The 19,909-nt window shown below is 52.9% G+C and carries 15 protein-coding genes; 5 read left to right on the top strand and 10 right to left on the bottom strand.

All coding sequences use genetic code 11. The annotated features are described in order from the left end of the window. Positions 1 to 3: 3 nt before the first annotated feature. The 4 genes from IPM52_06750 to IPM52_06735 all read right to left on the bottom strand — a co-directional run bounded on the left by IPM52_06750 (position 4) and on the right by IPM52_06735 (position 5,566). Positions 4 to 1,605, bottom strand: coding sequence for a S41 family peptidase (locus tag IPM52_06750; protein ID MBK9291307.1), 1,602 nt, complete (start codon positions 1,603 to 1,605; stop codon positions 4 to 6). 174 nt (positions 1,606 to 1,779) lie between these two features. Then, positions 1,780 to 3,822, bottom strand: a complete 2,043-nt coding sequence (locus tag IPM52_06745; protein MBK9291306.1) for a 2-oxoisovalerate dehydrogenase — start codon at positions 3,820 to 3,822, stop codon at positions 1,780 to 1,782. A 170-nt stretch (positions 3,823 to 3,992) separates the two neighbouring features. Further along, positions 3,993 to 4,565, bottom strand: a complete 573-nt coding sequence (locus tag IPM52_06740) for a threonylcarbamoyl-AMP synthase (GenBank protein ID MBK9291305.1) — start codon at positions 4,563 to 4,565, stop codon at positions 3,993 to 3,995. Then, entirely contained in the window at positions 4,562 to 5,566 is a 1,005-nt protein-coding gene (locus IPM52_06735; GenBank protein MBK9291304.1) for a glycosyltransferase family 9 protein, read from the bottom strand. The genes IPM52_06740 and IPM52_06735 overlap by 4 nt, the downstream gene beginning before the upstream one ends. 190 nt (positions 5,567 to 5,756) lie before the next feature. Here IPM52_06735 and IPM52_06730 point away from each other — a divergent pair, with 190 nt between their 5' ends. After that, positions 5,757 to 6,422, top strand: a complete 666-nt coding sequence (locus IPM52_06730; protein MBK9291303.1) for a SagB/ThcOx family dehydrogenase — start codon at positions 5,757 to 5,759, stop codon at positions 6,420 to 6,422. 101 nt (positions 6,423 to 6,523) lie between these two features. Here the strand turns inward: IPM52_06730 and IPM52_06725 are convergent, their stop codons facing one another. Together IPM52_06725 and IPM52_06720 are read right to left on the bottom strand one after the other, a co-directional pair. After that, positions 6,524 to 9,733, bottom strand: coding sequence for a CotH kinase family protein (locus tag IPM52_06725; protein ID MBK9291302.1), 3,210 nt, complete (start codon positions 9,731 to 9,733; stop codon positions 6,524 to 6,526). Between the two features lie 94 nt (positions 9,734 to 9,827). Continuing rightward, positions 9,828 to 10,643, bottom strand: coding sequence for a 2,3,4,5-tetrahydropyridine-2,6-dicarboxylate N-succinyltransferase (locus IPM52_06720; GenBank protein MBK9291301.1), 816 nt, complete (start codon positions 10,641 to 10,643; stop codon positions 9,828 to 9,830). A 123-nt stretch (positions 10,644 to 10,766) separates the two neighbouring features. On the opposite strand from IPM52_06720, the gene ruvX reads away from it, so the two are divergent. The 3 genes from ruvX to IPM52_06705 are packed head-to-tail and all read left to right on the top strand — an operon-like array spanning position 10,767 to position 12,312. Further along, positions 10,767 to 11,189, top strand: a complete 423-nt coding sequence (ruvX, locus tag IPM52_06715) for a Holliday junction resolvase RuvX (protein MBK9291300.1) — start codon at positions 10,767 to 10,769, stop codon at positions 11,187 to 11,189. An 8-nt stretch (positions 11,190 to 11,197) separates the two neighbouring features. After that, positions 11,198 to 11,773, top strand: coding sequence for a peptide deformylase (gene def / locus IPM52_06710; protein ID MBK9291299.1), 576 nt, complete (start codon positions 11,198 to 11,200; stop codon positions 11,771 to 11,773). 11 nt (positions 11,774 to 11,784) lie between these two features. Continuing rightward, positions 11,785 to 12,312 (top strand): hypothetical protein, encoded by a 528-nt coding sequence (locus IPM52_06705; GenBank protein MBK9291298.1) that lies wholly within the window; start codon positions 11,785 to 11,787, stop codon positions 12,310 to 12,312. 7 nt (positions 12,313 to 12,319) lie between these two features. On the opposite strand, the gene IPM52_06700 is transcribed toward IPM52_06705, so the two are convergent. Then, positions 12,320 to 13,723 carry an MBL fold metallo-hydrolase gene (locus IPM52_06700; GenBank protein ID MBK9291297.1) on the bottom strand — a complete coding sequence of 468 codons (1,404 nt, stop codon included), beginning with the start codon at positions 13,721 to 13,723 and terminating at the stop codon, positions 12,320 to 12,322. 179 nt (positions 13,724 to 13,902) lie between these two features. Here IPM52_06700 and IPM52_06695 point away from each other — a divergent pair, with 179 nt between their 5' ends. Next, positions 13,903 to 16,104, top strand: a complete 2,202-nt coding sequence (locus IPM52_06695) for a T9SS type A sorting domain-containing protein (GenBank protein MBK9291296.1) — start codon at positions 13,903 to 13,905, stop codon at positions 16,102 to 16,104. Positions 16,105 to 16,126: 22 nt separating this feature from the next. Here IPM52_06695 and rlmH read toward each other — a convergent pair whose 3' ends face one another. From rlmH to IPM52_06680, 3 genes are read right to left on the bottom strand one after another with little or no spacing between them, the layout of a single operon-like run. Continuing rightward, complete coding sequence (gene rlmH / locus IPM52_06690) at positions 16,127 to 16,600, bottom strand: 23S rRNA (pseudouridine(1915)-N(3))-methyltransferase RlmH (protein ID MBK9291295.1); 474 nt, start codon at positions 16,598 to 16,600, stop codon at positions 16,127 to 16,129. A 6-nt stretch (positions 16,601 to 16,606) separates the two neighbouring features. After that, positions 16,607 to 19,144 (bottom strand): glycoside hydrolase family 2 protein, encoded by a 2,538-nt coding sequence (locus tag IPM52_06685; GenBank protein ID MBK9291294.1) that lies wholly within the window; start codon positions 19,142 to 19,144, stop codon positions 16,607 to 16,609. Continuing rightward, positions 19,145 to 19,903: a copper homeostasis protein CutC gene (locus IPM52_06680; protein ID MBK9291293.1), complete on the bottom strand. Its 759-nt coding sequence runs from the start codon at positions 19,901 to 19,903 to the stop codon at positions 19,145 to 19,147. It lies immediately after the preceding gene. Between the last annotated feature and the right edge of the window lie 6 nt (positions 19,904 to 19,909).

Below are 19,909 nucleotides of genomic sequence, written 5' to 3'. Positions count from 1 at the left end.
CGCCTATTTGCGCAGGTAAGAGAAGAAACCGTCCGAACGCAATACCTCAAGCGCTTTCAACACCGTTTCGTCGGTTTCGCTGATGATCTCCCAGTAAGCGTTCATATCCCATATATTTCTGGCTATCAATGCCTTGATTTGTTGACGGATGAGGCTCTCCGAAAGCTTGTACTGGGCTTCGTTCCATTCCACTTTTTCGTTGCCGGCCATTGCCAGGAATTCTTTCATCATCACCTCGTTTACCTCGAACTCTTTTCTGAACTGCGCAAAAGTGGGGAAGTTCTTTTTGATTCGGTTGCGCTCGCGGTTGGTGTATTCCAGGGTGTACCGGTTGAACACGCCCCTGCGGATGAGGTTGGAGTAATAGTCTGTATATTGTGTAGAGTCGAAAGGCACAAAGATATCGGGCATGATGCCGCCTCCGCCATAGACCAGGCGACCGGCCGGGGTGTAATATTTCAGCGAATCGGGGAAATGAATGCTGTCGGCGTGCATATGTTCGCCCCTGCGCACCCGCTCCTGCATGTCGCGAAAATAGCTTTCGGTGCCGTCGTTGTACGGACGTTGGATACTTCGTCCGGTCGGCGTGTGGTAGCGTGCAGTGGTGAGCCTGATGACCGAGCCATCAGGAAGCTGAAACGGGCGCTGGACAAGCCCTTTGCCGAATGAACGCCTGCCAATGACCAGCCCACGGTCGGAGTCCTGCACGGCACCCGAAACAATCTCGCTGGCCGAAGCTGAGGCTTCGTTGATCAGCACCACCAGGCGACCCTTTTCGAAACTGCCGGTTCCGGTGGCAAAGAAATCCTGACGCGGGCTGTTGCGTCCCTCGGTGTACACCACCAGGCTGCCGGCCGGCAAAAATTCGTCCGAAAGCTCAACGGCTGTGTTCAAAAAGCCGCCGGAATTGTTGCGCAGGTCGAGGATGAGGTTTTCCATGCCCTGCTCCCTGAGCTGCTGCATCGAAGCCCTGAACTCTTCCATGGTGGTCTTCGAAAACCTGTTGAGCTTGATAAAACCTGTATTGCCCGGAAGCATAAAGGTGGCGTCGATGCTGTTGATGGGTATTTTGTCGCGGGTGATGGTGTAGTCGATCAGCTCTTTGCGGCCCTGCCTGAGGATGCTCACTGTTACCGTGGTGCCACGCTTGCCCCTGAGGCGTTCCATCACATAATTGTTGTTCACCTTCGGTCCGAAAGCATCCTCGCCGTTGATGCGGATGATCTTGTCTCCGGCCTGAATCCCAAGCTTGTCGGACGGCCCGCCCGGCACAGGAGATACGATGAGAATGGTATCGTTGAACAACTGAAAAGTAACGCCTATGCCCTCGAAACTGCCTTCAAGGGGTTCGTTGGCGGCATCCACCTCTTTTTTTGATAGATACGACGAATGCGGGTCGAGCTCCTTGAGCATGCCGATGATGGCCTGCTCAGTAAGCTTCGGGGTGTTCACCGTATCGAGGTAGAAATTTTCGATAAAGAATAGGGTGGCGGCTATTTTTTGTGAGGTTTCGCGCGGGTCGGAGCGGCTTGTTTGCTGGGCAGGGAGGCTGCCGGTCCACAGCACAAGGGCTGCTGCGATGATGATGATCAAGTTTTTGGGCATGATATGAGCATTTTTGATAATAACAGTCGTTGTTCCACAAATGTTGTACCAGGCTGGCAAATGTAGCATTATTCAGTTTTGGCTGCCCGGGATGCACCAACCGGTCAAAAAGTCCGAATAAAAAAAACAGCCGGGTTATCTGCCCGGCTGTTTTTAGCAAAGAAAATTATCTCATTAAAAATCAAGCGTTTCAACTGCAGCGGCATAGATTTTTTCCGCATTGGGCAGGATGGCTTTTTCGAGTATTCTGTTGAAGCCGACCGGGGTGAAGGTAGATCCCACACGCTTGATGGGGGCATCGAGCCACTGGAAGGCTTTTTCGGTGATGATGGATGCAACTTCGCCGCCAAAGCCACCGAACACTTTGTCTTCATGCACCACGAGCACGCGCGAGGTTTTCTTTACGCTGGCCAGAATAGCTTCCTCGTCGAGCGGGATAAGCGACCTCAGGTCAATCACTTCCACTTCTGCTTTGCGTTCCTGCCACAGGCGCTCGGCCACCTGAAGGGCCATATGTGTGGTGTTGCCGTAGGTGATGATGCTCAGGTGTTTGCCTTCGCGGCGAATGCGCGCTTTTCCGAATGGCACTTCAAAGTCGTCGGGTACGATGGTCTCGGCCAGCGGGTCGTTGTAGAGCGCTTTGGGTTCGAGGAAGAGGGTCGGGCCTTTGGAGCGCATGGCAGTGCGCAGCAGGCCGGCAGCATCGTCGGCAAATGAGGGATAAACTATCCTCACGCCGGGCAGGCTCACCAGCGCACCTTCGATGGTCTGGGAGTGGTAGAGTCCGCCCCCGATGTAGCCACCCGAAGCCAGCCTGATGGTCACGTTGGGTGCAAAGGCACCGTTGCTGCGCCAGTAGTCGTGCGAAGTTTCGAGGTATTGCTCCATAGCCGGCCAGAAGTAGTCGGCAAACTCAGCGCCTTCGATCACGATGCGGATTTTATCGCTGAAGCGGCTCATGCCGTTGGCCGTACCTGTGATAAAATCTTCGGCGATGGGGGCATTGAACACGCGCTCCTTGCCAAACTCCTGCTGCATCCCCTTGGTCACGTTGAAGATGCCGCCTTTGTCTTTGTTGGCTACGTCCTGACCCCAGATAAAAGTGTCCGGATTCAGCCGGAACTCGGCCTTGAGCGTTTCGTTCAGCGCCTGGATAAACTTCATTTTTGTGCCCTTGGTGCCATCGTGGGTGCCATCGGGGTATTTTGTGGGCTGATAGGCTTCGGCAAACACGAAGTTGTGGATGCTGGCCGGATCGGGATCGGGGGCCATGATGGCTTTTTTGTGGGCTGCCGAGATGATTTTTTTGGCTTCCTCGTCCAGTGCGTCCAATTCTTCCTTGGTAAACTTACCCGAGTGGATGAGCTGGATGCGGAAGCGCTCGAGCGGGTCGCTCAGCCTCACGCAGTGGCGTTCGTTGTCGTCGCGGTAAAGCTCGTGGCGGTCGGAGTTGGAATGCGAATGGATGCGCACACAGTTGGCGTGTACGATCACCGGCTCGCCATATTTTTCGATATGCGCTTTGGCGGCAAACATGGTGTTCATGCTGTCGAACACATTCTTGCCGTCGCAATACATTATTTTCAGGTTCTTTATGCCGGAGTAATTGGCGGCCGCTCGGCGGTTGGCGCTCTGGTCGCGCTGGGGCACCGAGATGCCGTAGCCATTGTCCTGAAACACAAAGATCACCGGCAGTTTTTCGTTGCTGGCGCCGTTGATTGCTTCGAACACATAACCCTCGCTGGTGGACGATTCGCCCTGCGAGCTGATGGCAACGCCTTTCGATCCGTACCTTTTCATTCCCCTGGCCACACCAACGGCATGCAGGGTATGGTTTCCGGTGGCCGACGAAACATTGTGGATGTTCCACTCGGGCTTGGCAAAGTGGTTCGACATATGGCGGCCGCCACTGGCAATGTCGGTGGCTTTGGATAGTCCGTTAAGGATGATTTCTTCAGCGGTCAGCCCGGCCGAGATGGCGGTGAGCATGTCGCGGTAATACGGAAACAGGTGGTCGTGGTTGCGGTCGAATACCTGGCCGATTGCCAGCTGAATGCCATCGTGACCTGCATAAGGGGCGTGATACGACCAGCCAAGGGCCTGTTTGAGGTAATTGGGTGCCTTATCGTCAATCTGGCGGCCCAGCGTCATCAGGCTGTACCATTTTTTCAGGGTTTCCTTGTCGGTGTTCTCGAGCGAAAATTTCTTGTGTGTCATGCTTTTTCCTTTGTTGGAGGGGATCCTCTTTTCGGACGGCAAAATTAGTGAAAAATCCCTTAGTTTAAACTAATTCTAAATAACTGAAGCACCGCAAGCGGTTGCGGAACTTTACCTGATGGAGGAACAAACGATTCTTTGATTTGTTGGCCTGAAATTATTTTGGCCGATCAGGGCCGGACGATAGTGAAATTGCCATCGTGCTCCAGGCGGATGATGGTGCTGGCTTTGGGCATGCTGATCACATCCTGATACAGGTTGACCACGTGGTCCACACTGCGGATCAGTTCCTGAGAGATTTGTCTGTAATATAGTGGTGTAGGTTCACCTGCAAAGTTGGCCGAAGTGGAAGCGATGGGAGCTCCGAAAGCCTGAACCAGCGATTTGCAAAAGCTGCTATTGGTTACCCTGATGCAAACCGAGCCGTCGGAGCCGAGGGCATTGCGGGCCAGGTTTTGTCCGGCAGGGTAAATGATACTCAAAGGATTGGCCGCATTTTCAAGCAGGTCGTAAGCTATGGGTGGCACGTCTTTGACATATTTGTGCAGGTTCGACACGTCGTCGATCAGCGTGATCAGGCTTTTGCTGTCGTTGCGTCGCTTGATCTTCAGTAGCCTGTTGATGGCCTTACGGTTGGTGGCATCGCAGCCAAGCCCCCAGATAGTATCGGTGGGATAGAGAATGACCAGGCCTTTTTTGAGTGCGCTGGCAGCTTTTTCGACTTCTTCCTGAAAGTGATTCATGCCACCGAAATTAACTGAGAGACATTGATATCGCGGGCGCAGCGGAAATGTCCTTCAGGACAGCTTTTGTGCCCGTGCAGTCCGCAGGGCCGGCAGGTTAGCTTGCCGTTATACTGCACTACGTGGGCCACATCCGACAGCGGACCGAAGCCAAATTCGGGCACGGTGGAGCAAAACACCGCAGCCACCGGGGCATTTACCGCGCCGGCCAGATGCATGGGCGCCGAGTCGTTGGTGTAGTTCATGCGGGCATGTTTCATCAGGGCAGCCGATTGCAGCAAACTTAGTCTGCCGGCCAGATTTTGTGCCAGGGGATGTCCCGATGCATGGGCAATCCGGCTGCACAAGGCTTCATCCGCCTTCGAACCCAACAGGTAAATATTGTGATCATCGGGCAGCCTGCCCATCAGCTCTATCCACTTCTCTTCGGGATATTGCTTTGTAAACCAGAGCGATGCGGGAGAGATGGTGAAAAATGGCTTGTCCAGGTAGGGCTGAATTTCTGCAAAATCATCCGCTGTAGGATACAAAGCAGGCCGGGCAGGACGGATTCCTTCGACAAATGCGATCAGCGCGTGGTTGCGCTCTGTTTCGTGGGGTGCTCCTGAGGCCTGCCCGATGTGGTGGGCTGCAGCATGGGTGAAAAACCTGCTTAACGGATTCTTCGAAAAACCTGAGGTAACTGCTGCTCCGCTAAGTACGGTAAGCAGTCCGCTACTGAAAAAACGTTGTACATTGACAACGAGGTCATATCGCATTTTTCTGATTTCCAGTGCCAATCTGAGTAGCGAGCGGTATTTTCGCCGGGTCTTGTCCCAGGTCCATATTTTGCTCACAAGTGGATGGCCTGCAAAAAGACTTTCGTAACCCTTCCTGACCAGATAGTGCAATTGTGCCTGTGGATAATGACGATGGAGGCTTTCGGCCAAGGCAGTCGAAAGCACCACGTCGCCAATCGAGGCGGTTTGGATGATGAGTATTTTGCTTGGTTCGGATGGCATAGGATGCGCACAACAAAAGTAATCAGCATCCTGACACGATACTGTGAAAGCAGCCTAATTGAAGGAAGTTTTTTGCTTCAGTATTTTTAAAATATCAGTTTCAGTGGCTGACGATCTGAAATGCGCTTCACGATTGTGGTCACTTTCCCTGGTGTTTTTTTGATTAGCTTTATAGCAAAAAGCCTGACAAATGAAAAGGAAGTTGATGGTGTTTTGCAGTAAAGCTTTTATCGCATTGTGTTGTGCTTCAGTACTATATTCGCTCGAAGCACAGGAAGTGAAGCGGCTTGCAGAGCCTGCTGAAGGTTTCACCCACAATATGAGGATGAAGGAGGTTTTCGAAAAGCGCATGTCGGCCCGGCAGTTTGAGTCCGCAACACTGCGAAGCGAAGTGGTTTCGGCCCTCCTCTGGGCTGCCAATGGCATCAACAGGCCCGAATCAGAGCGGCGAACTGCGCCATCGGCCCTGAATGCACAGGATGTTGATATTTATCTGGCAGATGATCAGGGAGTTTGGTTGTACGAACCAAAGGAACATCAGATACGGCTTGTTGCTGAAGGTGATCACCGCTTGCTTGTGGCCGGCAGCCAGGCCGACTTTGCTGCAGCCCCTGTATTTCTGTTGCTGGTGTCGGATATCAGCCGCTTCCGGATGGGCGAACGCGATCAGCGGTTGGAATGGGCAGCCCTGGATGCCGGAATGGTTGCGCAGAATGTTTTGTTGTTTTGCGCATCCGAAAAACTCGCTTGCCGCCCGCGCTCATGGATGGAGAAGGAAAATCTTCAGAAAATATTGCAACTAACAGAAGATCAAATATTGTTGCTCAATATTCCGGTGGCAGGGGTGTCCGATTGATGGTGATTTTTCTTGTTGTTTTGCGCGTGAAACCTGCGAAATGCGGAAACCATCCAGCGCTTTAGTTACCGACAGGCCGGGCCAGCATAACAGGTTGCATTTCAATTAACTACAACTAAACGCAAAGTACTGCTTTCCTGACCGCTTTCAAGCCTTAGCAGGTAGATTCCCGAAAGGCCATCGGGCAACTTCAGACGCACATTGTTTGTTGCTTCAAATTTTTGATCAAGCACAATTCTGCCTTGCAAATCCAGAAGCCTGATATTCAGTGGATAGTTTTTTTCGAGTCGGATGTTGATATGGCCATCACTCCGATGCACCGGGTTTGGAAAAACACCGGCACTCATCTTTTTATCCGGCTTTGCAAGTGTTATTAATCGTCCTTCGATCAGCACATTGTCAAACCGGTTGTTGCCTTCGTTGCCGGCGGCCTCAGGGCCGGGAAACCCTATTGCCAGCTGAACTTCCGGCCGGTTGTTAAGCTCGCTCAGGCTGTCGAGCACGTATTCCGCGAGTTGATAATCCTCTTTTATCTGTCGGGGTGCCCCGAGGCTGTTCCATGATCCATCAGGCGAGGTGCGGTAGAAGAGCTGTTGGCTTTGCTGGCCATTGGGTGTGCGGCGGACGGCATAGCTCAGCCTGAGATCGGTATAACCTGTTGTGCTGAAGGTAAATACAAGAAGTCGGTTGTTTGACGGATTTCGCACCCTCAGCGCGTAGCCGGGAACCGCGCCCTGTTGTCCGTTCAACGTGGTGCCATCAGACACCCTGTCCATATACCCTGCACCGGTACCTGCGTAGCTGATGGAAGCGCTGCCAACGGCGGAGTAGTCGGAGGTAATTTGCCCGAGCTGTCCGGATGCCAATTGGTTGAAATGCCAGTAGTGGATGATTTGCCGGGGTTCGGATTGTTCAGGAGCGAAGAGGGCTTTGATGCACTGCGTGCCGGCAACCGGCACATAGACCACCGAATCGGCCAGTTCCGGCAAACCTTCCCATCCCACAAAGGTGTAACCATCGTAAGGAATGGCTTTTAGCGCGACAGGCACCCCTTCGAAATACATGCCGCTCCAGGGATAAGGCGCATCATCCAAGCCGGGCGTATCGCCAAGCAAAGGCAGGGTGTTGATGCGAATCCAGCCCATCTGGGGGTCGTTTACATCCAGCACTATCTCGGCATCCTGTCCCAGATCGAACTTTTCGCGCAGATGCTGCCACGCATAGGCCGGTCGTTGGGCGGCAAAATCGTGCATCAGCAGGAGGTTGTCGTGCCATTGCGCCAGATCCTGCGGATAGCCCCAGCGCTGGATGTGCAGGGGCATGAACGGAGCAATGTTTCCGGCCATCTGCGCCAGGATGCCTGCAGTGCGGTGGGGCTTGTACCAGCTGTTTAACAAGTCGGCATAGCGGTTGATAAACCTCGTGCGAAAAACTTCGTTCTCGAGCAGACGCCTGAGAAACAATGTGGCATCCGGCGGATTGGCATAGCTGGTGTCAGTTTCGTTTGTCGCAAAAGCCAGGGTGTTGAAAGTCGCAGCTTCTGCACCACCGAACAGCCCAAAACCAAAATCGGTGTCGTACATAAGCCAGCGCAGCCGGCCATCGTGACCATACGGGGCTGAGGGATCGAAAGGATTCCGGCTGCGCCATATGCGGATATTGTTGCCCGGCCAGTCGGTGTTGTTGGCAAAGATGTTGGCAATCTGGTAGTCAATGAAGCTTTCGATATCGATGCGCTTGCTGACCGAGTCGTAAACTTCGGGCAATTGCGGAGAATTTGCCGTCAGGTAATCAAAGGTTTCCCAATAGAACAGGTTATCACCCTCATCCACTTCGGCCCAGTATTGTTCGAGCAGGTCGATATTGTCGGGATTGATGCCATAGTGCATCTGCAGGTAGTATTTATCCTGGCGCTCGCGGATGTTATGCAAACCCCAGAATTCGCCATTGATGAAAACGATGGCAGGCTTGCAGGCTTGCCGCCCGAAATTCAGCCCTTCGTTGATGCGCTGGATGGCTGCATCGCGCAGCATGGTGGTGTAAATGAAAAAGTCCTGACCGCTGTTGCGCAGTATCAACCTTTTGTAGTTGGTCTTGCCGTTGTCGAAAATATCGGCATCGAAAGTGGATGGGCCGTATTCGCTTCGGGAATACAACCGGATCGATTTCATCGGCAGGGCGCGGGTGCGCTCGCCGTGAATACGCATTCCGGCAGGCTGGCTCAAACCTGGTTTGCCGGGGAAAATAAATTCCACATTGGCCGGGCGTTCCCATTCCGGGCCTTCCTGAAAATAATTGGCATTCGGATAGCCATACATGTCGGGTCCGTAGCCGTTTTGCTGATATATGATGCCGGGAACATAAATGCCGGTGGAATCGGAAAATAAATGCTGTGCATCGGTGGCTATCGAAACCAAAGGGAAGTCCCAGCTGCGGTTGGTGTAGGTGCGGGTGTTTACGGGCGAACTGATGAAGCCCTCGCGGTATGCTTTGGCGCGAACGACAATTGCCTTCGGAAAAATGGCTTCCGGACTTTTCCAGCCGAAGCCCAGGGTGTCGGTTTCCGGTGGATTGGTGCGGATGTACATCAGGCTTTCCGATTGAGGAAAGCTCAGCACAAGTGGGTTTTGGTATTGCGGGGCGTTGATGTCGGGCGCAGCACCATTGGTAGTGTAGTAGATGGCTGCCTGTGGATCGGTGAGGGTGATTTCGAGGTGGAAGGTGCTGTCGGACAAGGGGGTAAAGCTGATGTGCGGCGCTACGAGGTAACCCAGAAAAGCGGGGGTGTTGTTGGGTCCGCCAGGGGTAGCTGTTTCAAAATAACGCAGACTGTCGGGGGTGCCGGGCAGGCGGCCAAACGATATGTCGGCTGCAAGGGTTACCGGAGGCAACAAATCCATGCGAATGCCATCGGGAGAGGTGAGCAGCAAAGTTTCGCCCTGGGCGCTGATGCTGAAGTTGGTATGTAGTGGTCCAAAAGGCGAGGTGCGGTTTTTACCCGAAGCGAACACCACCAGATATCCGTTGGGTGGCAAAATGGCCTGCGGAAAAGTCCATTTGAAAGGGTTGGAAGGATTGTCGCTCATCCCAAATCCCTGGAGTGGGAAAGGCTCTGAGCTGCTGTTGTAAAGCTCTATCCAGTCAGGATAATCCCCGTCTTCATCGGCCAGTGTGGACGCATTGGAGGCCATCATCTCGTTGATCAGCACCTGCCCTTGCAGCCGTTCAGCTTTCAGGGTTATTACCAGACAAAGCAGAACGATGAATAGCTTTCCCGGACAAAGGGTCGACGCACCTTTGAATACTGGCATCTCAGCTGAATTGTCACTTCAAATTTAACAATTAAATAACAAGAAGCTGATATGCCCTTAAAGGTTGCAGAGCGATTTGAATTAGGGGATTCGATCAGACGCTCAGGTTGTAGTCGCGCAGGGCGTCGTTGAGCGAGGTTTTAAGGTCGGTGCTTTGTTTGCGTTTGCCGATGATGAGTGCGCAGGCTACCTGGAATTCTCCGGCAGGAAATTTTTTTGTGACCGCGCCGGGGATCACCACCGAGCGTTCGGGCACATAGCCTTTGTATTCGACCGGCTGCTCCTGGCTGACGTCAATGATTCGGGTGCTTTGGGTGAGCACCACATTGGCGCCCAGCACGGCTTCGCGTCCCACGCGAACGCCTTCGACCACGATGCAGCGCGACCCGATGAAACAGTCGTCTTCGATGATCACGGGAGCAGCCTGCACGGGTTCGAGCACCCCGCCAATGCCTACCCCGCCACTCAGGTGCACATTGCGCCCAATCTGTGCGCAGGAACCTACCGTGGCCCAGGTATCCACCATGGTGCCGCTGCCCACCCAGGCCCCAATGTTCACATACGAGGGCATCATGATGACGCCTTTTTCGAGAAAACTTCCGTAGCGGGCTATGGCATGGGGCACCACACGTACGCCCTGGGCAGCAAAATTCCTTTTCAGCGGTATCTTGTCGTGAAACTCGAACGGGCCAACCTCAATGGTCTCCATCTGGCGCACAGGAAAGTAAAGGATGACAGCTTTTTTCACCCATTCGTTCACCTTCCAGCCCTCGCCATCGGGTTCGGCTACGCGGAGATTTCCACTGTCGATAAGTGCAATAGTCTGATTGATAGCTGTTTTAACTTCTTCCTGCTGCAACAGGCTCCGGTTGTCCCAGGCCTGTTCGATGATTCTCTTCAGATGGATCAAGTCCATAATTCCGGGCTTTGCTGTGCGCAAAGTTACTTCATCCTGCGGTATAAGCCTTTGATCCACATCAAGCTTGCATTGCTAATCTTGCTAATTTTGTGGCCTGAAAACCAGATTCACGCAATGGGACGCATCATGGCCATCGATTTCGGTCAAAAACGTACGGGTATAGCCGTAACCGATCCTCTGCGCATCATTGCCAGTGGCCTGGCCACCGTGCCCAGCAATGAAGTCATTCAATTTGTGAAAGACTATCTTGCCACCGAACAGGTTGACCTCTTTGTGGTGGGCGAACCACGCGATATGATGAACCGGCCGTCGGATGCCTCGCGCTTTACGGAGCCTTTTGCCAGGCGCCTCAGGCAGGCTTTTCCGGATATCCCGGTGGTCAGATACGACGAGCGTTTCACCTCGCGCATGGCATTCCAGACGATGATAGATGCCGGCCTTGGCAAAAAGAAAAGGCAGGATAAGGCGCTGGTGGATACCATTTCGGCCACGCTTATTCTACAGAGCTACCTCGAGCACAGCAAAAACCAAAGTTGAACCCCATCATGATTTTACCCATTGTAGCATACGGACATCCCACCCTGAAGAAAGTGGCACTGGACATCCAACCCGATTATCCCGGATTGCAACAGCTGATCAGCGATATGTGGGAAACCATGTACGCAGCGCACGGGCTGGGCCTTGCTGCGCCCCAGGTGAACAAATCCATCCGCCTGTTTGTGATTGATGCCAGCCCGTATGCCGACGAATATCCTGAACTTAAGGATTTTAAAAAAGTTTTTATCAATGCGCACATCACCAGCGAAAATGGGGAAGAAGTACGCATGAGCGAGGGCTGCCTGAGCATTCCGGGACTAAGCGAAGAAGTGAGCCGCAAGCCTGAAATCACCATTACCTATGTGGACGAAAACTTTGTGCCCCACACCGAGACCTATGCGGGATTCATTGCCAGGGTGATCCAGCACGAATATGACCATATCGACGGGGTGTTGTATGTGGACAGGCTCAGTCCGATGCGCAAAATGCTGCTCCGCAATAAGCTCAAAGATATATCCGAAGGCCGGGTGGATGTGGATTACCGAATGATCTTTCCCGGCAGGTATAAAAGTGTAAAGCGTTAATATTCAGAGTTATGAGAAGTCGGATCAGTTTAGCGATTCTTGTGTTGATGTTTATTTCGGTAACGATGTCCTGCGGACGGTCGGGGCAAAAACAGGCCGGCACGGGCGACAAGATTGCTGAGCTCGAGGCAGCATTGTTTACTGAAGATGGGGTGTATAGCCAGGATACCGCCCGCATGCTGATGGATCTTTACGTGCGCTATGCCGACTCGCTGCCAAACGACGGGCGTTCGCCGGAATACCTCTTCAAGGCTGCCGACCTGAGCATGTATTTTGCCGATCCCGGCCGCACCATCTGGTTGCTCGACCGGCTCATGGCCCGATATCCTGAACATGAGAAAGCTGCTATGAGTCTGTTCCTCAAGGCTTTTGTTTACGACACGCGCCTCGACGACACTGCCTCGGCACGGCACTTTTATTCGCAATTTATTGAGCTGTATCCCACTCATGAATTCGCCGGGGAGGCCGAAGCAGCCATCCGCAATCTTGGCAAAAGTCCGGAGGAACTCATCCGGGAATTTGAGCTGAACAGCAACTGAACAAGTTTCAGACCGGTTCGACCGAATCTCCTTTTGCAGGCACAGTTATCTGCCTGAAGTTCAGTCCTTCAAGCCATTGGGCGTAGTGTGCTGCAGCTTGTGCTTCGCCATGCACCAGAAAAATGCGTTGAAGCCGCTCCCTGTCCTGACATTCGAGATACTCGCCCATTTCGCGATAGTCGGCATGACCACTGAAGGCGTCAATGCTGTAAATTTCGGCCCTGAGCTTGTGTGGCATGCCAAAGATGGATATTTCGTCGGGTTTTTGCTGAATGCGTGCGCCCAAAGTGCTTGGCGCACAATAGCCTACGAAAAGGATGCTGTTTCGCGGATTGTCGATGTTGTTGGCCAGGTGATGTTTAACGCGCCCAGCTTCGGCCATGCCTGAAGCCGAGATGATGATGGCCGGTCCTTCGAGGCTGTTGAGCTGTTTCGATTCTTCCACATTGTTCACATAGTGCAGGGTGTTGAAACCAAAGGGGTCGGGGTCGGATTCGAGCACTTCGGCCACATGGCTGTTCATCTCATCGAGGTGCATCCGAAAAATATTGGTGGCATTGAGGGCCAGCGGACTGTCGACAAACACGGGGATTTTGGGCAACAATCCCTGGTTGTGGAAGTTGTTGAGCAGAAAGACGATTTCCTGAGCGCGGCCGATGGCAAAAGAGGGGATGATGAGTTTGCCCTTTTTGTTGTTGCAGGTGTGCTCAACCACTTCGAGCAGCCTTTTTTCGGCGATGTCGCGTTCTTCGTGCAGGCGGTCGCCATAGGTGCTTTCGGTGATGAGGATGTCGCAATGCGGAAAGGGATGGGGCGATTGCAGGAGGTAGTTGCCCGGCCGGCCAATGTCGCCGGTATAGCCAATGCGGGTCATGCTGCCGTATTCATCAATCTCGATGGTAGCCACGGCGCTGCCAAGCATATGGCCGCTGTTGGTAAACTTCACCCGGATGTTGTTGTCGATATAAAACTTGCGGTTGTATGCCGTGCTGATAAACAGCTCGAGGCATTGGCGGGCATCGTTCTGGGTGTAAAGGGGTGGCACAGGTCGTAGCCCCTGGCGTGCCCGCTTTTTGTTGAACCAATAGATATCCTGTTCCTGGATGTGCGCGCTGTCGGGCAACATGATGCTGCACAGGTCGCGTGTGGCATGGGTGCAGATGACAGAGCCACGGAAACCGTTTTTGTAAAAGTAGGGGATAAGGCCGGAATGGTCAATATGGGCGTGGGTGAGGATGATGTGATCGATGGTGGCAGGGTCCACACCGGGGTCGCGGTTCAGGGCATCGGTTTCGAGGCCTTTACCCTGATATAAGCCACAATCCAGCAGGATACGCTTGCCGTGGCGGGTTTCGATCAGGTGCTTGCTGCCGGTTACTTCACGGGCTGCACCCAGAAATGTGATTTTCATCGGTTCAGGTTTTACCCTATCAAAGTTAGCTGATATATTGCCCTCAGGCCCATGCAATCCGACTTTTTTCCGGCACCTGCAAAATCTGACCCACACCGGCCTGCATTCGGCTTACCTTTGTACAAGATTCAGTTTTATCCTTTCAGGTAAAGAATGTATCACCTCAAGCTTTAGACGAAATGAAAAGACTATTACTGTTTTTTGTCTTTACTGCATTGATTTTCAATAGTTCCATTGCCCAATATGCCACTCCTGGGGCCAACCTCATCCTCACTCCGGCTGATCTCGTGGCCATGTCGGGCGGGGTGGTTACACAGATTGGAAACACTTACTTTATCAACAATACCCTGACCATCTCAGCCACCGATACTTTAAAAATCGGAAATCCTGTTGTTTTCAGGGTAGCGCAGAATATCCGCATCGAAGTGAGCGGCACCATCAAGAGCGATCCTGCGCAGGGCAAGGTGGTATTTACGGCTCAGGACACCACAACCAGCGCCACCAATTTCCGTGGATTCAGGTTCGACAATTCTCAGGGCAACCTGTTTCGTAATACCGTGGTGAGTTACGGTGGCGGCATCCAGCTCATCAGCTCGGGGGCTGTGTTCGAATATTGTACGTTCAGGCGCAATGGTTCGTCCAATGTGTCGGGTGCCATCACCTACAGCAGCTGCAGTCCGGTGATTCGCTACTGCGTGTTTGAGGAGAATGCCCGCTCGGCCATCAACTCGGGCGCAAACGTGACAGGCTCGCCTCAAATCATGTACAACGTGATGATCCGCAACACCACCGACAACTCCAACCGGCCCCAGATCAACATTGGCCCCGGCGCTGCCGACACCATCTACATTGTGGGCAACTATATCGAAGGTTTCTACACCATGGCCGGTGGCATTGGCATCAGCAACCTGCTGGGTTCGGGCAGCGCCAAAGTAGTGGTGCGCGACAATTTTGTGGTAAACAACCGTTACGGTTATGCCCAGATTGGCAATAACATCAGCAGCATTATCGAAGATAACTATTTTATTGACAACAACATACAAGGGCTTCCGGCCTCAGGAGGAAGTGGAATCAACTTTCAGGCCTCCGGCAGCGGCAACACAGCCATCATCAGGCGCAACCTGATCAGAGGAAACCTTTGGGGCATCACCATTCAGGGGCAAGCCAATCCGGTGATTGGCACGGCGCTTTCGCCCGGAGGTAATGTGATCTACGGCAATGGCAACGAGGGTCAGACCTATGCCCTGTACAACAATACCGCACTTCCGGTGCAGGCCATTGGGAACTATTGGGGCACCAACGATCCGGCTCAGGCCGAGGACTTTATCTTCCATCAACCCGATCAGGCTTCGCTGGGTCTGGTAACTTATCTGCCTCTCATGGAGCTGCATCCGGTAATCGAATCGTTCGCCTTTTTACAGGCCGATAACCCTGCCCTGGGTTCGGACTATTTCGGGACGATAGACCAATCGGCCAAAACTATAGAAGTGGTCCTGCCCGAGGGCTCGCCACTGAACCTTGTTCCACAGATTGGCATCCCCTTCGGCACACTGACCAATCCTCCCGGAGGTGAACTGTACGATTTCAGCGCACCTGTCGTATTCGAAGTTCTGACGCCTCATGGCGACATTGCAGCCTACACCGTGACCGTGCTTATCGAGCCCAATAGCTATACAGTGAGCTTCAATGTGACTGGTCAGGATGGGCAGCCTATCCCCGACGCGGTGCTCCAATTCGACGGAAATACCTACCCGGCCGGGGTGTATGTGGTTGAAAATGTGTTGCCCGGCACCTATGGGTTTTCGTTAACCAGATATGGCTACATCACGTATTACGGTACTGTAACCGTTGTGGATGCTGCTGTAAATGTGGATGTGGTCATGATGCCTGTTTTGCTGGACGTTACGTTTGAAGTTACCGGTGATGGAGGACTTCCGCTCCAGGGGGCGCTGGTGGCCGTGAATGGACAGCCAGCTGTGTTAACAAACGAGCTGGGTATAGCGGTTGTGGCCGGTTTGCCTTTCGGCACCTACAGCTATAGCGTCGCACATCCTATGTACTTTTTGGTGGAAGGAACAATCACCATCGACGATCAGTCGCCGCTCATAGTTCCGGTTTCGATGGTGCTCACCGGCAATTCAGAGCTTGCAAGCCTGCTGACGATATTTCCCAATCCGGCCATTGAAACCATTTGTATTCAAGGACTTAATAGTCGTGTTGCGAAAGCCGGGCTGCTCGACCTGAAAGGAAACCTGATTGCCGAAAGGGTGCCTGATGCCAGCAGCAATTGCTTGTCAGTGAAAGGATTGCCGGGAGGAACTTATGTTTTGCGATTGGTTATTGATGGGCAGGTTCTGACCAGGACAATAGTGATACGCTGAGGCCTCTGCCGCAATTAATTTTTCAATCGTGGTGGTAAGGCTCGTTGCGCATGATGGTGCATGCGCGGTAGAGCTGCTCGAGAAAGATCAGTCTGACGAGCTGGTGGGGGAAGGTCATAAGCGACAGCGAGAGTTTGAAGTTGGCTTTTTCGTAGAGCTCACGGGCAAATCCATAAGGACCGCCGACCACAAAAACCAGCCGTTTGGCTGATTGAAGCTGAATCTTTGCAATCAATGCAGCAAACTCGCGCGATCGCAGCTGCTGGCCATTTTCGTCGAGTAGCACCAGTTCGTCGCCCGCTTGCAGCTGCTGCAGCAAAAGCTGGGCTTCCTGTCGTTTTTGTTCCTCCTCGCTCAGGTTTTTCCGGTTTTTGATATCGGGAATAATTTTGACTTCAAAAGGAAAGTATTTCCGGATGCGGCCGGCATAAGCTTCCATCCCCTGATTGAGCCAGGGTTCGTCGGTTTTGCCGATGAGTAGAAGTAAGGTCTTCATATACAATTAGTTGTTTGAAATAATCCGGTTGAGCGACCGGTAGCTGAAGCTCAGTATTCCGTTGTGCACCTTTCCTGAGGGATGGAATATGACTGTCTTTTTCGTTCCCGGCATCAGGTGAAAAAAGTTGTCCGAAAAGCGGCCATCCTCATCGTTGCTCTGCAACTGAACTGCATAGTGGAAAACATCAGATTGCAGGCCAACCACAACCACATCTGCGCTGTCGCGCACATGCAATTCGACTGGCCTGGGGTGAAGCCTGAGCATTTTTGGTGGTACAAGAAAATGATTGTTTTTGGATATCAGTGTGTTATTGTTGAACAAGCTTCCCTGCACAACCAGTTCCGAAAGTTCTCCCAGGCTTTTGACTTTACTGAGGGAAAGCCGGCACACGTTTTGCGATGAAGCGGAATCGGCCGTGAAGCTCACGATATCGCTGAAAAGTTTCTGACCTTTCGTGTTCAGTATGTCAACATGCAGTTGCAGGCCTGGTTTATACAGCCCGTCGTGCACCACAAACAAACTGAGCGTGTCGCGATCCCGGGAGAAAAACACCTGGGTCGGGTGGTAAAAGGTTTGCAGGTGATAGTGCAGGGCTTTCCAACGTCCGTAGTAGTCGATGGACGACCAGCTGGTGACGGGCCAGCTGTCGTTGAGTTGCCAGAAGAGTGTGCCCATGTTGCGTGGCTTGTGAATGCGATGGGTTTCGATGGCCATGCCAATTCCATAGGATTGTGTGAGCTGGCTGGTGTAGATGTAATCCTCAAGGTTTTTGGGCACAGGGAAATAGCGTTTCATATAGTCGTTGATCAGCCGCGTGCCTCTGGGATGTTTCTGATGGGCTTCGAAGCCAGCCGAGCCCACAAAACGTTCGTTTTCGGGCAGGAACTGCCGCACACTTTCGATAGGCGGCATGGCCTGAAAGCCATATTCGGAGTGAAACCTGCCGACTTTCTGTCTGTAAGCCTCGAAGGGTTCTTCGCCCCACCATACACCCCAGTAATGCACATCGCCGCGTTTGTACGATTCGCTGCGTCCCCATCCCAGCGATGGCGAGCTCGGCCAATAGGGGGTGAAGGGGTCATGTTGATTTACAATTTCTGGTAAAAGTGTCTCAAACACAGCGAGATACCCTTGCCAGATCTCTATGCTGTCGCCGGCTGTCCAGCTCAGACTCTTTTGCCAGCCCCAGTTGTGGAAACCTTCGCTCACCTCGTTGTTGCCGCACCAGAGCACCAGCGATGGATGACCCCGCAGCCTCTGCACCTGATGTGCAGCTTCGTGGCGTACATTACCGACAAAGGCGGTGTCCCAGGGATACATGGTGCAGGCAAACATGAAATCCTGCCACACCATCAAACCCAGGCTGTCGCACATGGCAAAGAACTCGTTGTTGGGATAAATGCCGCCTCCCCAAACCCGGATCATGTTCATGCCCACAGCTGAAGCATCGCTCAAGAGCTTACGTGTACGTTCCCGGGACATGCGGGTAACAAAATGATCTTCAGGGATATAGTTGGCGCCTTTGACAAAAATGTCTTTTCCGTTGATCCGAAACAGAAAGCTCTCGCCTATGCTGTCGGCTTCGCGTATCAGTACTGCTTTTCGAATACCGCTGATGACGGTTTGGCTGATTTTATTGCCTGCCTGGTCGGTAAACTCGAAGTCAAAACGGCTGAGGTTGGCCTTGCCGATCCCATTGGGCCACCAAAGTTCAGGATGGGCAATCTGAAAGGGTATGCTGAGTTGATTGGTGCCCTTGCTGAGTGTAACCTTCTGGTTTAGAATTTCTTTGTCGTTCATGCGCAGGCGCAGGTAGCCATGGCCGTCATTGCCCGAGACAATTGTGGCTGCAGCAACAAGTCCGGCCTTCAGGCTGTCGGCATCCTGGGTGAGTATGGCAGGATACTTCATGCGGGCATGGTTCCAGGCTGCCAGATATACCGGCTTCCAGATTCCCATGGTGTGAAACACCGGTCCCCAGTCCCAACCAGCCTGAAACGGAGCCTTTCTGGTAAATGCGCGATGCTCAGGGAGTTGTATGTTATAGGCGCTGGCCTTGGCCAAACTAATGCTGTCGGGTGGGAAAAACCTTACCTCAAGCCGGTTGGCTCCGGGCCGCAGATGTTTTTTTACATCTATTTCCCACAGCCTGAACATATTGTCGGCATTCAACACTTCTCTGCCGTTGAGGCTTACACGGGCATAGGTGTCCAGCCCTTCGAACACAAGCTGCACGTTCGTGTAGGCAAGAATGGAATTATCAACCTCAAAATCAAGTGTATAGGTCCATTCTTTGGTTCCTATCCATTGAAGCGAATCTTCGTTGAAACCATAAAAGGGGTCGGGGATCAGTCTGGCTGCGTGCAGGTCGGTGTGCACCAGTCCTGGCACGGCCACATCTATCATTCTTCCGTCCCGAAGTGTGAGTTTCCATCCATCATTCAGAGGCAGCTCTACGGGAGCATCTGCGCTTTTGCAACCTGCAAAGCTGAGGGTCAAAGCTGTGATGAACCCGATGGTGTATAAGGTTAAGGTTCTCATTTACAATTTTTTATTGAGCGTATAGTTGTTCAGTTCATCCAGCAGGTGTCTGGTTGCTGCCACTTCTTCGATGTCAAGTGCATACTGCCACCACTCATCAGCCGAAGCCACAGCCAAAGGGCTGTTGGTGCCAACCGGGCTGCTGACCACCATTTTTGCCGACATATGGATTTCGCTGACACCGCTTTGCCGGATGATGTGGGCGGCGTTGGATGCACGTATGCCTCCTCCGGCCATGATTTTGATCTGGTCACCCAACAGCTGTTGCCAACGGGTGAGGTTTTCCATTCCGTGCATGGCAGAAGATGCGCCGCCAGAAGTGAGCACCCTTTCGACCCCCAGCCTGATTAATTGTTCGATGGTCTTTTCAGGTTCCTTGCACACATCCAAGGCCCTGTGAAAGGTGATGTTCAGGCCATCGGCGGCCTCCACAAAAAGTTTCATGGCATGCTCGTCCAGGGTGCCGTCGGCCCTCAGTGCGCCCACCACAACACCCTGAAAGCCAAGCCTGACAACCCGGGCAATGTCGTTCAGGATGATTTGCTTTTCCAAACTGTCGTAGGTGTAGTTGCCGCGTCGCGGACGGATAAGCACATGCACCGGCACATCGAGGCTGTTTGCGGCAAGGCTGAGGGTGCCAAAAGATGGCGTCAATCCGCCGGATTCAAGATTTTCGCACAATTCGATGCGATGGGCGCCATGCTTCGAGGCCAGCAATGCATTGGCAAGCCCGTCGGCACATATCTCGAGCAGATACATCGTGAT

The organism is Bacteroidota bacterium, assembly GCA_016715945.1.
Lineage (GTDB): Bacteria > Bacteroidota > Bacteroidia > Bacteroidales > F082 > JALNZU01.
The sequence above is the reverse complement of the archived record's forward strand: the minus strand, read 5'-3'. Positions and strand labels throughout refer to the sequence as shown.

What these genes read in the sequence shown, in the direction of transcription:
- def (MBK9291299.1), top strand. Translation starts at nt 11,198, where the DNA reads ATGATTTTACCCATTGTAGCATACGGACATCCCACCCTGAAGAAAGTG.
- IPM52_06730 (MBK9291303.1), top strand. Translation starts at nt 5,757, where the DNA reads ATGAAAAGGAAGTTGATGGTGTTTTGCAGTAAAGCTTTTATCGCATTG.
- IPM52_06700 (MBK9291297.1), bottom strand. Translation starts at nt 13,723, where the DNA reads ATGAAAATCACATTTCTGGGTGCAGCCCGTGAAGTAACCGGCAGCAAG.
- IPM52_06685 (MBK9291294.1), bottom strand. Translation starts at nt 19,144, where the DNA reads ATGAGAACCTTAACCTTATACACCATCGGGTTCATCACAGCTTTGACC.
- IPM52_06735 (MBK9291304.1), bottom strand. Translation starts at nt 5,566, where the DNA reads ATGCCATCCGAACCAAGCAAAATACTCATCATCCAAACCGCCTCGATT.
- IPM52_06740 (MBK9291305.1), bottom strand. Translation starts at nt 4,565, where the DNA reads ATGAATCACTTTCAGGAAGAAGTCGAAAAAGCTGCCAGCGCACTCAAA.
- IPM52_06705 (MBK9291298.1), top strand. Translation starts at nt 11,785, where the DNA reads ATGAGAAGTCGGATCAGTTTAGCGATTCTTGTGTTGATGTTTATTTCG.
- IPM52_06750 (MBK9291307.1), bottom strand. Translation starts at nt 1,605, where the DNA reads ATGCCCAAAAACTTGATCATCATCATCGCAGCAGCCCTTGTGCTGTGG.
- IPM52_06695 (MBK9291296.1), top strand. Translation starts at nt 13,903, where the DNA reads ATGAAAAGACTATTACTGTTTTTTGTCTTTACTGCATTGATTTTCAAT.
- rlmH (MBK9291295.1), bottom strand. Translation starts at nt 16,600, where the DNA reads ATGAAGACCTTACTTCTACTCATCGGCAAAACCGACGAACCCTGGCTC.
- ruvX (MBK9291300.1), top strand. Translation starts at nt 10,767, where the DNA reads ATGGGACGCATCATGGCCATCGATTTCGGTCAAAAACGTACGGGTATA.
- IPM52_06680 (MBK9291293.1), bottom strand. Translation starts at nt 19,903, where the DNA reads ATGTATCTGCTCGAGATATGTGCCGACGGGCTTGCCAATGCATTGCTG.
- IPM52_06725 (MBK9291302.1), bottom strand. Translation starts at nt 9,733, where the DNA reads ATGCCAGTATTCAAAGGTGCGTCGACCCTTTGTCCGGGAAAGCTATTC.
- IPM52_06745 (MBK9291306.1), bottom strand. Translation starts at nt 3,822, where the DNA reads ATGACACACAAGAAATTTTCGCTCGAGAACACCGACAAGGAAACCCTG.